Source organism: Clostridioides sp. ES-S-0190-01, assembly GCF_020658275.1.
GTDB lineage: Bacteria > Bacillota > Clostridia > Peptostreptococcales > Peptostreptococcaceae > Clostridioides.
In genome coordinates, this window is the sequence record NZ_JACVWA010000006.1 from 90,224 (window position 1) to 106,110 (window position 15,887).

At 28.1% G+C, this 15,887-nt stretch carries 16 protein-coding genes and 1 riboswitch; of the genes, 13 read left to right on the top strand and 3 right to left on the bottom strand.

Annotated elements, in window-relative coordinates; genetic code table 11:
• Positions 1–284 precede the first annotated feature (284 nt).
• Both IC214_RS01350 and IC214_RS01355 read left to right on the top strand, forming a co-directional pair.
• Complete coding sequence (locus tag IC214_RS01350) at positions 285–1,379, top strand: hypothetical protein (protein ID WP_227436206.1); 1,095 nt, start codon at positions 285–287, stop codon at positions 1,377–1,379.
• Between the two features lie 214 nt (positions 1,380–1,593).
• The gene (locus IC214_RS01355) at positions 1,594–2,010 is read left to right on the top strand and encodes a hypothetical protein (protein WP_255613098.1); all 417 of its coding nucleotides are present in this window, start codon (positions 1,594–1,596) and stop codon (positions 2,008–2,010) included.
• A 179-nt stretch (positions 2,011–2,189) separates the two neighbouring features.
• Here IC214_RS01355 and IC214_RS01360 read toward each other — a convergent pair whose 3' ends face one another.
• Complete coding sequence (locus tag IC214_RS01360; protein ID WP_227836406.1) at positions 2,190–2,759, bottom strand: 5-formyltetrahydrofolate cyclo-ligase; 570 nt, start codon at positions 2,757–2,759, stop codon at positions 2,190–2,192.
• 154 nt (positions 2,760–2,913) lie between these two features.
• On the opposite strand from IC214_RS01360, the gene IC214_RS01365 reads away from it, so the two are divergent.
• Positions 2,914–4,071 (top strand): S41 family peptidase, encoded by a 1,158-nt coding sequence (locus IC214_RS01365; RefSeq protein ID WP_227436200.1) that lies wholly within the window; start codon positions 2,914–2,916, stop codon positions 4,069–4,071.
• Between the two features lie 237 nt (positions 4,072–4,308).
• Here IC214_RS01365 and IC214_RS01370 read toward each other — a convergent pair whose 3' ends face one another.
• Both IC214_RS01370 and IC214_RS01375 read right to left on the bottom strand, forming a co-directional pair.
• Entirely contained in the window at positions 4,309–5,181 is an 873-nt protein-coding gene (locus tag IC214_RS01370) for an aldose 1-epimerase family protein (protein ID WP_227483589.1), read from the bottom strand.
• Between the two features lie 393 nt (positions 5,182–5,574).
• Positions 5,575–5,766, bottom strand: coding sequence for a hypothetical protein (locus IC214_RS01375; protein WP_227436177.1), 192 nt, complete (start codon positions 5,764–5,766; stop codon positions 5,575–5,577).
• 213 nt (positions 5,767–5,979) lie between these two features.
• On the opposite strand from IC214_RS01375, the gene cobT reads away from it, so the two are divergent.
• The 10 genes from cobT (at position 5,980) to IC214_RS01425 (ending at position 15,883) form a co-directional block, all read left to right on the top strand.
• Complete coding sequence (gene cobT / locus IC214_RS01380; RefSeq protein WP_227436176.1) at positions 5,980–7,026, top strand: nicotinate-nucleotide--dimethylbenzimidazole phosphoribosyltransferase; 1,047 nt, start codon at positions 5,980–5,982, stop codon at positions 7,024–7,026.
• 28 nt (positions 7,027–7,054) lie between these two features.
• Positions 7,055–7,615, top strand: a complete 561-nt coding sequence (gene cobU / locus IC214_RS01385; RefSeq protein ID WP_227436174.1) for a bifunctional adenosylcobinamide kinase/adenosylcobinamide-phosphate guanylyltransferase — start codon at positions 7,055–7,057, stop codon at positions 7,613–7,615.
• A 9-nt stretch (positions 7,616–7,624) separates the two neighbouring features.
• Positions 7,625–8,398: an adenosylcobinamide-GDP ribazoletransferase gene (gene cobS, locus IC214_RS01390; protein WP_227866144.1), complete on the top strand. Its 774-nt coding sequence runs from the start codon at positions 7,625–7,627 to the stop codon at positions 8,396–8,398.
• 20 nt (positions 8,399–8,418) lie between these two features.
• Positions 8,419–9,033: a histidine phosphatase family protein gene (locus IC214_RS01395; protein ID WP_227866145.1), complete on the top strand. Its 615-nt coding sequence runs from the start codon at positions 8,419–8,421 to the stop codon at positions 9,031–9,033.
• Positions 9,034–9,080: 47 nt separating this feature from the next.
• Positions 9,081–9,260, top strand: a riboswitch (cobalamin riboswitch).
• Between the two features lie 117 nt (positions 9,261–9,377).
• Positions 9,378–10,892, top strand: a complete 1,515-nt coding sequence (locus IC214_RS01400) for a cobyric acid synthase (protein ID WP_227866146.1) — start codon at positions 9,378–9,380, stop codon at positions 10,890–10,892.
• A gap of 39 nt (positions 10,893–10,931) precedes the next feature.
• Entirely contained in the window at positions 10,932–12,308 is a 1,377-nt protein-coding gene (locus IC214_RS01405; protein WP_227436165.1) for a cobyrinate a,c-diamide synthase, read from the top strand.
• Entirely contained in the window at positions 12,309–13,271 is a 963-nt protein-coding gene (gene cbiB, locus IC214_RS01410) for an adenosylcobinamide-phosphate synthase CbiB (RefSeq protein WP_227825291.1), read from the top strand. It begins immediately after the preceding gene.
• Positions 13,272–13,303: 32 nt separating this feature from the next.
• On the top strand, positions 13,304–14,374 hold the full coding sequence (locus IC214_RS01415; protein WP_227866147.1) for an aminotransferase class I/II-fold pyridoxal phosphate-dependent enzyme: 1,071 nt from the start codon (positions 13,304–13,306) through the stop codon (positions 14,372–14,374).
• Between the two features lies 1 nt (position 14,375).
• Positions 14,376–15,263, top strand: coding sequence for a cobalamin biosynthesis protein (locus tag IC214_RS01420; RefSeq protein ID WP_227866148.1), 888 nt, complete (start codon positions 14,376–14,378; stop codon positions 15,261–15,263).
• A complete protein-coding gene (locus IC214_RS01425) occupies positions 15,251–15,883 on the top strand; it encodes a cobalt-precorrin-8 methylmutase (RefSeq protein ID WP_227483582.1) in 633 nt (210 codons plus the stop codon). Before IC214_RS01420 ends, IC214_RS01425 begins: the two co-directional genes overlap by 13 nt.
• Positions 15,884–15,887 lie beyond the last annotated feature (4 nt).

Genomic DNA, 15,887 nt, shown 5'->3' on the forward strand with positions numbered 1-15,887 from the left:
AAATATTCAAATATATATTGACTATTCAGAAAAATATGACTAATATATAGTTTATAGGGAAATTAGTTTTATACATATAATAACTACTTAGATAAAAAGAATTTAAAGAATTGTATGAAGGGAGGTATACTGTATAAAAAATATGCTATAAGTTTTAAGTTATTATACAAAATACAAAAAGTTTTAAAACAGTTATCATGGATTTTATGTTAAAGGAAATTGTAAGTAGTTTATCGAAGTAATTAAGCAGATGAAAAAATTTCACGTGGGGAGGTAACTGAGATATGTCAGAAAAAGTAAATGTTAAAACGGTCATCAGTTTCGCAGGAGCTTATGTAGCAACAGTAATCGGTTCTGGATTTGCAACAGGACAAGAAATAATGCAATTCTTCACTTTTTATGGGTTTGCAGGTATTATTGGTGGGATAATTTCAATGGTATTATTCTCATGGATGGGTGCTTCAGTAATGTCAAAAGGTAAAGAACTTCAACTTAAGGAACCTATCAAAATTTATCGTGTTTATTGTGGTAAGTATTTAGGAATATTCTTTGAGTGGTTTGGACCTTTATTCTTATTTGGTGTTTTCGTAGTAATGATTTCAGGAGCAGGAGCAACTTTAACTGAATACTATGGATTAAATCCATTTGTAGGTAGAATAGGTATGGCAGTAGTAGCATTATTAACTGTTTCATTAGGTCTTGATAAATTATCAAAGATACTAGGTGGAATAGGACCTATAATAATAATCTTTACACTTTTAGTTGGAGCTATAAGTTTGAGCAGTAATATAGGTAACTTATCTCAAGCAGGAGAGATTCTTAGTACTGTAGAGGTAACTAAGCCAGTTCCAAACGCATACCTATCTGGTGTAATATATACTACTTATAATACAATCGTTGTCATGGCGTTCTTAACAGGATTAGGAGCAAGTGCTGCTAATAAAAAAGAAGCTGTTTGTGGTGGTATACTAGGTGGTGTAGCACTTATGGCAGCAGCTATAATGATGAACTTAGCAATGCTTTCTGATATAGGGAACTTATATTCAAAAGCAATACCTTCATTATTCTTAGCTGATAAGATTTCACCAATAGTTGGAGTTTTATTCTCAGTAGTTCTTATATTAGGAATATATACAACAGCTGTACCTTTATTATGGTCAGTAACTAATAGATTTGTAGATGATAATCATCCTAAATTCAAATTAATAACATTAATAACAGCTATATTAGGTCTTATAGGTGGATTCTTACCATTTGATAAGCTGGTTGGTATCTTATATCCATATACCGGATATATGGGCGTCATAATACTGGTTTGTGTTCTTTATAGACAGATTACAAAAACATCTGGCTATCAAGAAGGAGTTAATGGTAAATAAGTAATTTGGAATTGTAAAATAAAGAGTTATATAAAAACAATTTAATTGTTTTTATATAACTCTTTTTTATTTTATAATTTATTTGTCATAAAATCCCTTTTTTAATTGTTTTATACTTGAAGACAATTGTTAATAAACATTTTATTATTGATGATTTAAAGTCTAAGACAAAATTATAAATCATATATTTAAATAGATGGGAGGAGTGATAAAATTGAATGTAAAGTTTAATATTAAAGGTATAATTTATGGAGTCATAGCTCTTATATTTGTGATAGGAGGATTTATATTCATACCAAGTATGTTTATAGAAAAAACTAAACCAATAGATTATACAGTATTGCAAAGGAATTCAATACCAGAAAAGATACTTGACGTTATGGACAAATACACGAATGAAGAAAGGGCATTAGCAGCTAAAATTGATAATAAAATATACATCATAGTAACTAGGGGAAATAATAAATATGGTATTGAGATGGATAACATAGAAAGTGTAAGTGAAGAAGGAAAAGAAGTTTTGAGAGTTAAGATAAAGTATAAGGATAAGGAGGATTCTCTTCCATACATAGTGGTTGAAACAAATATGAGTGAACTTCCAGATAGAATAGAATTAAATTCTACTAAATAAAAATATATTTGTAATTAGATAACTATTTATTTGTATAGTAAAATAAAGTCATGGTTTTTATTAATGTAAATAAATCATTTCGAGGCTTTATTGATGTAAAAGCCATGACTTAAAATATTCATTGAATGAGATAAAAATTAAATATTAAACAGAGTGTTATATTAATAGTATTGAGAGTGTTAATTATTTGGTGTAAGAATTCTAGTCTCAGTAACTATATAGTTTAATTGAGCATCATGAGTTTCTTTTGGAATAGAATCGAATACCTGAAAGTCAAATGCTATTCCTATAGTTATTGCGTCTTTTCTTAAGTTCTCTAAAAATCTATCATAAAATCCTCCGCCATATCCCAATCTATAGCAATGTATGTCATATGCAACAGCTGGAACAATTACAACATCTAAAGCTTTAATATCAATTTTAGGCGATTTTTCGTTAGGTTCTCTTATTCCATATGCACCAATTTTTAGTCCATTATCTAAATCTGTTATTTGAGTAGGAATTAATGTATGATTTTCTTTTATTGTAATAGGACTTGAGACTATTTTCTTTAGAGATAAAAGTTTTTTGATTAAATTACCTGTGTTAACTTCGTTATTAAAATCTAGATAAAGCATTATGTTAGTTGCGTTTCTTATATCCTCCATTTGAAGTAATTTTTCTGTTATCAAATTTGAATTATTTAGTATAAAATCAGCACCTTTATTTTTTCTATGCTCAATAACTTTTTTCCTAAATTCTTTTTTCATAAAATATTCCTCCCTTAATATGTTATAATGTGAACAGAATTTATATTCTAATATAAATTTTAGTATAGTTTATTGTAATAAGGCAATATATTTGGGTAAATGTAATAAAAATAACAGCTAGTCATATAATATATAATAGTTTATGTAAAAGGAGATGTATCTTGTGATTTCAAAAAAGAAAGCTATTTTTTTAGGGGTGATTTTAGTAATTATAACAGCTATGGCCACATCGGCATTTCAGCTTACATTAGGGAACAAAGTTGTAATATCAAAAGAACTCTATGAAGGCTATAAAAAATATGATAAGTTGTTAGGATTAGAATCTATTATAAAACAAGATTTTTATAAAAAAGTCTCTGATAAAGATTTAGTGGATGGAGCATCAAAGGGGTTATTCCTAGGAACAAATGATAAATATTCTGGTTATTACACTAAAGATGAAATGAAAAAGCTAATAGAAGATAGTGAGGGCTCTTATGTTGGCGTAGGGATGTATATAGGAGCATCAAAAGATGGAGGTCTAGTAGTAGTTCCTATGAAAGATTCTCCAGCAGAAAAAGCAGGAGTAAAAGCAGGAGATAAATTAATAAAAGTCAATGGAAAATCTGTATCATATAAAAATTCGGATGAAGCTGTAAGTATGATGAAAGGTAAAAAAGGCAAAAAAGTAAAGTTAGTAGTATTGAGAGAAGATAAACAACTAAGCTTTGAGCTGAAAACAGAACAGATAGTTGAGAAAAGTATAGAAAGTAAAGTAATTGATAATGATTTAGGATATATAGAAATTACCCAGTTTATATCAAGTACATATACTGATTTTGACAAAGCTTTAAAAGGGTTGAAAGAAAAGAATATTAAGGGATTAGTAATAGACCTTAGAAACAATCCTGGAGGAATGTTGGATATATGTAAAGAAGTTGCTGATGAATTAATTGGTGAAGGAACTATAGTATATACTAAAGACAATAAAGGTAATACAGAATACTTAAAATCTGATAAAGAAAAATTGGGACTTCCAATAGTAGTTTTAACTAATGGAGAAAGCGCCTCTGCTGCTGAGATATTAACAGCTGCAATTGTTGATAATAAAGAAGGTATTTCTGTAGGTACTACGACTTATGGTAAAGGGCTGGTACAGTCAGTTGTAAGATTGAAAGATGGAACAGGATACAAGCTAACTACTGCTCAATACTTTACACCTAATGGAGATTATATCAATGAAAAAGGGATAAAACCTACAATTGAAGAAAAAGATGAGAAAAAGCAACTGGATGTAGCAACTGAATGGCTTAGAGAGCAGGTTAATAAATAGAATTTAAAGTTTGTAGATATAAAAATATTACTGGAAATTTAGCATTCCAGTAATATTTTTTTGATTTAAGAAATATTAATATTAATAACACTATTTTCTAATACTATACCTACTCTCATTTCAGTAATATAGAAACTTATTTGTTTTATACTGATTATAAGAATATTTAAGGTATTTTCTATTTTGAATTACATTAATATTTTGTAAAAACACATACATGTAAATTAAATTTTTTATCTAATGTATGTCTATACTATAAGAAGTTGTAAAAATTTTTCCTTTACCTAATTTGTTTATAAATTTCTTATCTTTATAAATTTTATTAGAATGTATACTATCAGCGAGACCATACCATGGTTCTATACATAAAAATGGAGCAGTAGAATTAGTTTCGCTATAATAAGGAGTCCAAATGCCAACTAGAGGAAAATTCTTCATAGATATAGTTAGGCATTTACTATCTTTATTATTATATATAGATACTTCGTCTATGTTAGTGTATATTAAAGCATCATTTTTAAATAATTCTGGATTTAATTGTAACTTTTTTAAATCTCCAATAAATGTTATATCATCAGTAAAAGAACCATTTAAATTAATTTTTTCCACATTATTTCTTCCTTTAAACGCAAGATAGTATTTAGAAAAGTCATCTTGTTCATAAAAAGGAAGATTAAATGCAGGATGTCCACCTATAGAAAAGAATATATCTTTAGAGTCAGTATTTTTTACAATCCATTCTATATTTATGCTATTGTCATTTAATGTATAATTTATAAGCAGTTCAAAAGAGTAGGGATATTTTTTTAGAGTAGATTCGTTGGATTTTAAACTATAAGATATGAATGTATCACTTTTATTTGTAATTTCAAAATCCATATCTCTAGCAAATCCATGTTGAGTCATATTGTATAAATTTTCTTCTATTATGGTTTCATTATCAAGCAGTTTACCAACTATAGGGAATAATATAGGTGATTGTCTACCCCAATGCTTTTTATTACCATCCCAAAGAATATTTCTGTTATGTTTTTTAGAAAATATCCTAGTAAGCTCAGCACCAGAGCTACTTGATTCAATAATTAAGTTTTCATTTTGTAATATATTCATTTAAAATCTCCTTTATTATACTTTGTTAGTATATTATACTATAAAGTATAATGAGTTTTAAATTGTATTTGATATTATATTTGAAAGGTAGATTTTAGTGTATTTTGAAAATTTTGTTTTGAAAATTTGGGATTATTTAAGAAATTTTGTATTATAAATAGAAGGAAATAGATAAATTGTATAGAATTAAATATATTAAGATAAGTTAATAATGTTAAATGGGAAGTGAGTTTATGGAAAAACCAAATACAAAAGTTGTTAACTTTCAAGAGTATAAAGACAGAAAAAAACAAAGAGAAGTAAACCGAGACGAACTTTTAAAGCTTATTAAAAAAATTGTGACTTCAAAATAGGGAGTTGTTAAACTCCCTATTTTAATGGGTTCCCAAAGAATTAAGACATTCTAAGTCCATCTATATAATCTTTAAATTGTGAAAAATCTGATTCACTACTTAACTCTACAGTTTCTGTACCTTCCGTATAAAAATTCTTAAGATAGATAGTATAATTATTATCAACACAATTATGATAAATACATCTATATCCATCTTCATATAAATTTTTTAATTTAGAAAAATCATCCACAATATCAACTCCTTAAAGTTCTTTTAATTATATTTTTACAAAAAGTATGTGATTGTATGCAAATTAGAAATGTAAAATAAAGGAAATTAAGATAAAATGTAGAATAATCTCTATATGTATGTAAAAATAAAAAGAAAAAGTTGAAATTTTTAGAAAATAAGAGTATCTTTTATCTAAAAAGATAATTAAAAAATAATATTGGGAGGATAGAAAATGAGTTTATTAGAAAGTATATCAAGGAATATATATTCTCTAGATAAGTCTTCTATTGAAAAAGCAAAACAGAGGTTGGACAGGCTTATACATCCAACTGGAAGTTTAGGAAAGATAGAAGATATTTGCATGCAATTAGCAGGGATATTTGGTAATGAAAATTTTGATACAACTAAAAAAGTTATAATTGCTTTTGCTGGAGACCATGGAGTATATGAAGAAGGAGTTGCACCTGACCCTCAAGACATAACAAAGTTACAATTTCCAAATTTCTCAAAAGGGCTATGTGGAGTTGGGGTAATAAGTAAATTTGTAGGAGCAGATGTTGTAGCTGTAGATGTAGGAATAAATTGTGATGAAAAATTAGATGGAGTATTAGATTATAAGATAAGAAAAGGTACTTCAAATATGGCAAAGGGACCAGCCATGAGTAAACAAGAGGCTATAAGATGCTTAGAAATAGGAATTGAAATAGCAGAGCAATGTATAGAAAGAGATTATAAAGTAATTGGTATTGGAGAGATGGGAATAGCAAATACTACTCCAAGTACTGCAATAATATCTGTAATCTCAGGATGTGACCCATCAGAAGTGACAGGAATAGGTGCAGGTCTTAAAAAAGAAAGATTAAAACATAAAGCTGATGTAATTAGAAAAGCTATTGAAATTAACAATCCAAATCCAACTGATGGTGTAGATATTTTATCTAAAGTAGGTGGATTTGAAATAGGTTCAATGGCAGGTGTTATATTAGGATGTAGTGCTAATAGAATCCCAGTTGTTATAGATGGGTTTATTTCTTATGCTGCTGCTTTAATTGCTTATAAAATAAATCCAAAAACTAGAGAATATATGATAGCATCACATTTATCAGCAGAATCAGGAACTAAAAGAGCATTAGATATATTGAAATTAGACCCTATACTAAATATGGATATGAGATTAGGTGAAGGAAGTGGAGCTGCTTTGGCATTCAATATAGTGGAAGCTTCAAATTATACTTACAAAAATATGGCGACTTTTGATGAGATAGATATGGGTCGATAAAAAATTTAATATATTTAGGAGTGTTTTGATGAGTCAAATTATTCTGGTAACAGGAGGAGCTAGGTCAGGAAAGAGTAATTTTGCAGAAAAATTGTGTTTAGATAGGAATAATAATACAGCCTACATAGCGACATCTATTCCATTTGATGATGAGATGAAAGATAGAGTAAGAAAGCATCAAGAGAGTAGACCTAAAAGTTGGAAGACATATGAAATATATGAAGATATATATTCTATAATTAAAAATATATGTGGAGAACATGAGACTGTTATACTAGACTGTGTCACGCTATTAGTAAATAATTTAATGTTTTCACATAATTTAAACATAGAAGAATCTACTCAAGAAGAAATAAATAAATTGGAAGAGTACATAAAAGAGCAAATTAGTAAACTGATTAAAGAAATAGAAAAAACAAATCTATATTTTGTATTTGTGACAAATGAATTAGGTATGGGAATTGTTCCTGGAAATAAACTTAGTAGAATATATACTGATATTGTAGGTCGTATAAATCAATATATAGCATCAAAAAGCAATGAAGTTTATTTTGTAGTTAGTGGAATACCTATGAAAATAAAGGAGTAGTATGTGACTATGAAAAGATTTATTTTGATACTACAGTTTTTGACAAGGATACCTATAAAATTAGATGTAGGATTTGATGATGAATTTTACAAATCCATAGTATATTTCCCACTTGTAGGTCTTGTTATTGGTATATTAACTTATTTAATAGGATGGGTTTCTATACTTTTGTTTCAGCCATTTATATGTGCGACTATAATAACACTTGCTGGTGTTTTGATTACTGGGGGGCTTCATATAGATGGATTAGGGGATACATTTGATGCAATATACAGTTATAGAGACAAAGAGAAAATGCTTGAAATAATGAAAGACTCTCGATTAGGTACAAATTCGCTTTTAGCAATTATGTTTGTACTTTTATTAAAGATTGGATTTGTATATAGTATTATAAGCAATAATTCACTATGGGTTATAATATTCATGCCAATGATTGCAAGGTTAGGAGTAATGTTATTGACATATAAAACGGTAACACCAAGAGCAAAAGGAATGGGGAATTTATTTATAGGAAAATTGACTACAAGTATGTTAATAACAGCTATAATATATACATTATTGATAGTTAGTATTATTGCTAAATTAATATTTTTAGTGCCTAATATAGTATTGATTAAAGTATTATGCTCAGCTATAGCAGTTTTTATATTTATAACATTGTTTAAAAATCATATTTATAAAAAAATTGATGGAGTAACAGGAGATATATTAGGTTGTGGAATAGAACTTTCAGAACTTGTATATTTGATTTATATATATTTGTTAATTTTTATGTTTATTTAAAACTAAAAAGTGGTGATAATGTGATAAGATTAATATTAATAAGACATGCATTGACAATTGATAATGAAAAAGGAAGATTATCAGGTCATATAAATAGTTATATAAGTGAAGAAGGTAAATTGCAAATAAATAAAATTACAAAATATATGAGTAGTGAAAGTATAGATAAGATTTATACAACTCCATCTTCACGTACTAAAGATACAGTAGAGAAAATATCAAATCTGAAATCAATAGAAATAGAAGAAAGAGAAAATCTAAGAGAAATTAGCTTTGGAGACTTTGAAGGAATAACTTTTGAAGAAATAAAAGTTAAGCATCCAAAAGAATTTGAAAAAATGATAGAAGAAGGTAGCAATTATAGATACCCAAATGGAGAAAGTTTGATAGATTCATATGAAAGAGTAGCAAAAGAGATTGACAATATAATTTTAGAAAATGATGACTATTTAAATAGAAAAGCAATGCTTATATGTTCTCATGCAGGTACAATAAGAAACATAATAACACATTTGATTTCTGGTAGTTATAAATATCATTGGAACTTTAAAATTGATAATGCATCTATTACAATTTTGGAAGTTGATAATGGATTTACTGTAATAAATAAAATGAATTTTACTGATTTTATATAAATTAAACATTAAACGATATGTGCTTATAAACTTAATAACAAAAATAGAATATTAGATTAAAATTAGGTTCTCAATTAGATGTAAAAAGGGAAAAAGGTTAGATGCCTTTGCAGCCCCCGCTACTGTGAAACCAACGAAACTATAAATACCACTGTCAATTTGATGGGAAGGTTATAGGAGTAGGATGAAGTTAAGCCAGGATACCTGCCTAATTTAATTTAAAACATGAGGTCTTCGGGGTGAAAGATTTTTAATTGATATATATAAAAGTCCTAGCTTTAGAAGCATTAGGACTTTTTTTATTTTATTTGTAGGTAAAATTTAACTTTAAGGAGGGGGAGAAAGTGGGTAAAAAAGTAATGTTACAGGGAACTGCATCAAATGTAGGTAAGAGCATTTTATCAGCAGGATTGTGTAGAATATTTAAACAAGATGGTCATACTGTTGCTCCTTTTAAGTCACAAAATATGGCTTTAAATTCTTTTATAACTAAAGAAGGATTAGAAATGGGGAGAGCACAAGTATTTCAAGCAGAAGCGTCAAAAATAGAGCCAATAGCAGATATGAATCCAGTCTTATTAAAACCTTCTGGAAATCATAAAAGTCAAGTGATTGTAAGGGGAAAAGTTGTAGGAGAAATGCATTCATCTGAATATCATGATTATAAGCTAGAATTGGTAGATGTATTAAAGGAAACCTTTAATAATTTAAGTTCAATGTATGACATTGTGGTTATGGAAGGTGCAGGGAGTACTGCAGAGATAAATTTAAAAGATAGAGATATATCCAATATGGGGATGGCAAAAATAGCAGATGCACCAGTAATAATAGTTGGGGATATTGATAGAGGAGGAGTATTTGCATCATTAGCAGGTACAATGCTTTTATTAGATGATGATGAGAGAAAAAGAGTCAAAGGAGTAATAATCAATAAATTTAGAGGGAAAAAGGAACTCCTACAAGATGGTTTAAAGATGCTTGAAGATATTATAAAAGTACCAGTTTTAGGTGTGGTTCCTTATATGGATATAAAAATAGAAGATGAAGATAGTGTAACAACTAGATTTAAGAAAAAAATGGATAAAAATGATATACATATAGAAATAATTAGAACTCCACATATGTCAAATTTTACAGATTTTAATATATTTGAAACACAAGAAGATGTAAGCCTTAGATATGTAGACTATGGAGAAGCTATAGGAAATCCAGATATATTGATAATACCTGGAACTAAAAGTACTATAGATGATTTAAAGTACATAAGAGAAAGTGGTCTTGAGTCACAAATTAAAAATTTACATAGTCAGGGTAAATTGATATTTGGAATATGTGGTGGGTATCAAATGCTAGGTAAAAAATTAAAAGACCCTTATCATGTTGAAAGTGAAATTGAAGAAGTAGATGGCATTGGTCTTTTAGATACAGAAACAATATTTGAAGAGGAAAAGACTACAACTCAAGTAGAAGGCACCATTATTGAATGTACTGGCGAATATATGAACAACCTTAAAGGTAAGAAAGTAAAAGGCTATGAAATACATATGGGAATTACAAATCGCAGTAATAAAGTAAGTAGCTTAGACTTAATAACAAAAAAACTAGATAAAGAAGTCAATTATACTGAAGGAAGTGTAAATAAAGAAGGTAATGTAATTGGTACTTATCTTCATGGAATATTTGATGAAATAGATTTTACAAGAGCAATTTTAAATAATATAAGAAAGAAAAAGGGATTAAAAGAATTAGAAAGTACTGTAAGTTCTTTTGATGAGTTTAAAGATAAAGAGTATGATAAATTGGCAGATTTCTTGAGAGAACATTTAGATATAGAGCAGATATATGAAATTATGAAATAAGAATGACTTTATATTTATACTTTAGGTAGGAGGTGTATTATGAAAAAGATTCTGATTGCAGGTACTAGCAGTGGAGTTGGGAAGACTACAATATCATTAGGCATAATGCAGGCTTTAGTTAAGAGAAATATGAAAGTACAGCCGTATAAAGTAGGGCCAGACTATATAGACCCTTCATATCACACATTTATAACTGGAAGACATTCTAGGAATTTGGATTCTTATATGTTAGATGATGAAAAGATAAAGCATATAGTAAATAAATCTTCAAAGGATGCAGATATTTCAGTAGTAGAAGGAGTTATGGGATTATATGATGGTTTTGGGATAGATTTAGATAATTGCACAAGTTCACATACTTCTAAGGTATTAAAAGCCCCAGTTATACTAGTTATAAATGGAAAATCTATGGCTGCATCTAGTGCTGCTATGGTACTAGGATATAAGGAACTAGATAAAGCTGTGGATATAAAAGGTGTTATAGTAAATAATGTAAAAACTAAGAGCCATTATCAAATAATTAAGAGTTCTATAGAGAAATATTGTAATATCGAAGTGTTGGGATACTTTCCTCCAAATAATAAATTTTCATTAGAATCCAGACATCTAGGTCTAGTTCCTAGTGTTGAGATGAAATCTTTAAGAGAAAAGTTTTATACTTTAGCTGATGAGATTGAAAACTACATAAATATTGATAGAATAATCGAAATCTCAGAAAGTGATGAATTTGAGAGTAGTTTTGATTTTCAAAATCTAATAGAAAATAATAAGATAAAAGAGCATGTTAAGGATAAATCAATAGCCATAGCATATGATAAAGCCTTCAATTTTTATTATAGGGAAAACATAGAACTTTTAGAAGAGCTTGGATTAGAAGTAAACTATTTTAGTCCTCTTGAAGATACATCAGTGCCAAATTCAGACTATATTTATATTGGAGGCGGTTTTCCAGAGATATTTGGGAAAGAACTAGAAGCAAATGAATCAATGAGAGCCTCTATACTAGAAGCACATAATAATAATATTCCTATTTATGCAGAATGTGGTGGATTAATGTACTTAGGTGAGAAGTTACTTAATCAAGAGGAACAAGAATTTAATATGGTTGGCATATTTAATGGAACTAGTAAGATGACACCTTCTCTAAAGAGGTTTGGATATTGCCTTGGTATAGCTAAAGAAAATACAATTTTATCTAAAACAGGTGAAATTATTAAAGGGCATGAGTTTCATCATTCAATATTTGAAAGTGATGAGAAATGTGCATATTCAATGAAAAAAGAAAGAGAAGGAAATTTAATAGAAGAATGGGATGGAGGTTATAGCAAAGGAAATACACTGGCAACATACCTTCATACACATTTTTATAATAACTTAAATTGCATAGAAAATTTTTTGGAAAAGGGAAATGAGTAAATGAATATTTTATCTATTTATATAGGGTATATAACAGATTTAATTGTAGGAGACCCATATTCTTTCCCTCATCCAGTAAGGTTTATTGGAAAACTTATAAATCTTATCCAAGGGATAATAAGGAAGGCCTCTAAAAATGAAAAACAGTTAAAAATTGGTGGCTTTATATTATGGTTTGTAACTGTTGGAATAACTTACTTAGCAACTTATGTTATAGTGAAGCTATGTAGTTTTAATGTATTATTAAGCACTGTAGTAAATGGGTTTATAATTTATACGACATTAGCAACAAAGTGTTTAAAAGATGAAGCTGTAAAAATTTATGATGTATTAAAGACTGGAGACATAGAGAAATCTAGAATTCAATTATCTTATATAGTGGGTAGAGATACAACTAATTTAAGTGAACCTGAAATAATAAGAGCAACTGTGGAAACTGTGGCAGAAAATACTGTAGATGGTATAATTGCACCTATGCTTTATGCATTTATTGGGGGAGCACCACTTGCTATGGCATATAAAGCCATAAACACTCTTGATTCAACTGTCGGATATAAGAATGAAAAATACAAAGATATTGGTTTTGCTTCTGCTAAAATTGATGATATAGCTAATTATATACCAGCAAGAATATCTGTTATTCTTATGACAGTAGGGAGCTTTTTTCTTGGTTATAACTATAAGAATTGTTTTAAAATTTCTATTAGAGATAGAAAAAATCATAAAAGTCCAAATTGTGCTTTTTCAGAAGGTGCAGTATCAGGAGCCTTAGGAATTCAACTAGGAGGAACCAATGTTTATTTTGGGAAAAAAGTAGATAAGCCAACGATAGGAGATAAAATTAGAGAGATAGATATAGAAGATATAATTAAAACAAATAAAATTATGTATGCTTCTTCATTGACCTCTATATTAGTATTTACGCTGGTATCTGTGGTATGTAGGATGATTTTAATTATATAAATTAATTGTGTATTGATTTAAGGGGGATGTAGATGAAGGATTTGGGGCATGGTGCTAATGTAGACGAAATGGCAAAATTGTATGGGAAAGACCCAAAAGAAATAATAGACTTTAGTTCAAATATAAATCCAAAAGTTTTACCAAATTTAGAAAAATATATTTTAAGAGGGTTAGATGAATGTAGGAATTATCCAGATATAAATTATACAAACTTGAGAAAAAATATATCAAAATATATAAATATAAATTCAAACTTTATAATACCTGGAAATGGAGCAACAGAGATAATTTATTTGCTTATGAAGAGTATTAAAAAAAGATTGGCTATAATAAACCCCACTTTTTCAGAGTATAGAAGAAGTGCCAAACTAAATAATATAGATATTATAGATTTAGAATTAGATTCAAATAATAATTTTAAACTTGATATAGATATAGTAAAAAATAACATTGAAAAATTTGATTGTTTATTTATATGTAATCCAAATAATCCTAGTGGGAATGTTCAAGATTTAAAGGAACTTGTTTGTTTATTAAATGAAAACAATAAGATGCTAATAATCGATGAAACTTTTATGGAATTTGTTGAAAATGAAAATGAATATAGTTTAGTTAAATATATAGAGTCAAATAAAAATATATTTATAATTAAAGCTGTGACTAAATTTTTTGGAATGCCTGGTTTAAGATTAGGGTATGGCCTTACAAGTAATAACAACATTATGGATAAAATTTATGAGCATAAAGAACCATGGACTATAAATTCTTTTGCTGATATGCTATCCAATTTTGTTTTTGAAGATAAAGATTATATTAGAAATAGTAAAGAGTACTACATAAAAGAAAGAAAATACATGTTACAAGAGTTAAAAAACATAAGAAATATAAAAGCTTATGATACAGATGCTAATTTTATCCTAATAAAAGTTTATAAAAAGGCAGCTGATGAGTTAAAAAAAGATTTGTTTAAGCACGGAAATATATTGGTTAGAGATGCATCTAACTTTATAGGATTGGACGACAGTTTTATAAGGATAGCTATAAAATCTCATGAAGATAATAAAATTCTTATAGAAAATATAAAAAATTTATTAGGTGATTAAAATGAAATCTTATGGAATATGCCCAGCATCATGTGGAGAGTTTGTTCAAGGGATAATAGATGATGAAGAATATCTATGTTCATATGCTATAAATATGTACTCTAAGGTATGTATTGAAGAGAAATTAAAAGATATAAATTTAGGTAGACATAAATCAAGAATAGCTATAGAAAAGGTATTTGAAAAATTTAATTTGCCTAAAAAAGATACCAAAAACATTTCTTTAAATATAAACAGCAAAATACCTGTTGGAAAAGGAATGGCAAGTTCGACAGCTGATATAGGGGCTACTATAAAAGCAACATTATCGTTAATAGATAAAGATTTAAATAGTGAAGAAATATCGAAATTGGCAGCAGAAATAGAACCAACAGACTCTATATTTATAAATAAAAATAGTATATTTAATCCATTAAATGGTACTGTTATAAAATACTTGGGAAATATAACTAATGCAAAAGTTATAATTCTTGAACCTAATAAAGTATTAGATACGATGAAAATTAGAATGAGGAAAGATTATAGTAAGCTAAAAATCGAAAATAAGGAAATTATAAAAAAGTCATTTACTCTTTTAGAAGAAGGTCTGAAGAAAGATGATTTATCCTTAGTTGGAGAGGCTTGTACATTAAGTAGTTTAGCAAACGAAAATATAGAAAAAAAAGAATACTTAAATGAAATAATAAAAATATCTAAGCTATATGGAGCCTATGGAGTAAATATTGCCCATAGTGGTACAGTAATAGGGATTTTAATTGATAAGCTTATGAATGATAAGAAATTAATAGATGTATTATGTGAGTCTAATATAAATTCTGTTTATAATAAAATCTATACCTTGGATATAATAGATGGTGGAATTAAGGAGGAAGTAGAATGGAATACATAAAGAATCCTATGAAAATAGAAGAAAGAAGTTTTGAATTAATACAAGGAATAATAGATGAAATCAGACCAGATTATAAATTTAAAAATGAGATTGAAGAAAAAATAATAAAAAGAGCTATACATACTACTGCTGATTTTGATTACTTGGATATATTAAAAATATCAGAAAAGGCAGTTGATAGTATAATAGATGCGCTAAAAAATAATGCAAGTATTTATACAGATACAAATATGGCTCTGAGTGGAATAAATAAGAAGAAGTTGGAAGCATTGGGATGCAAATATAAATGTTTAGTAGCAGATGATGAAACTGCAAAAGTAGCTAAAGAAAAAGGTATTACCCGCTCTATGGCAGCTGTAGAAATTGCATCAAAAGAAGAAGGAAGAAAGATATTTGTACTTGGGAATGCACCAACAGCTTTATATAAAGTTATGGAAATGAAATCAGAAGGGAAATTGGATGTAGATGCAGTTATAGGAGTTCCTGTAGGTTTTGTAGGAGCACAGGAGTCAAAAGATGAAGTTGAAAAGACAGATATACCATATATAATTTCTAAGGGTAGAAAAGGTGGTAGTAATTTAGCAGCAGCAATAGTGAATGCTATCTTATATGCCATGTAGGTAT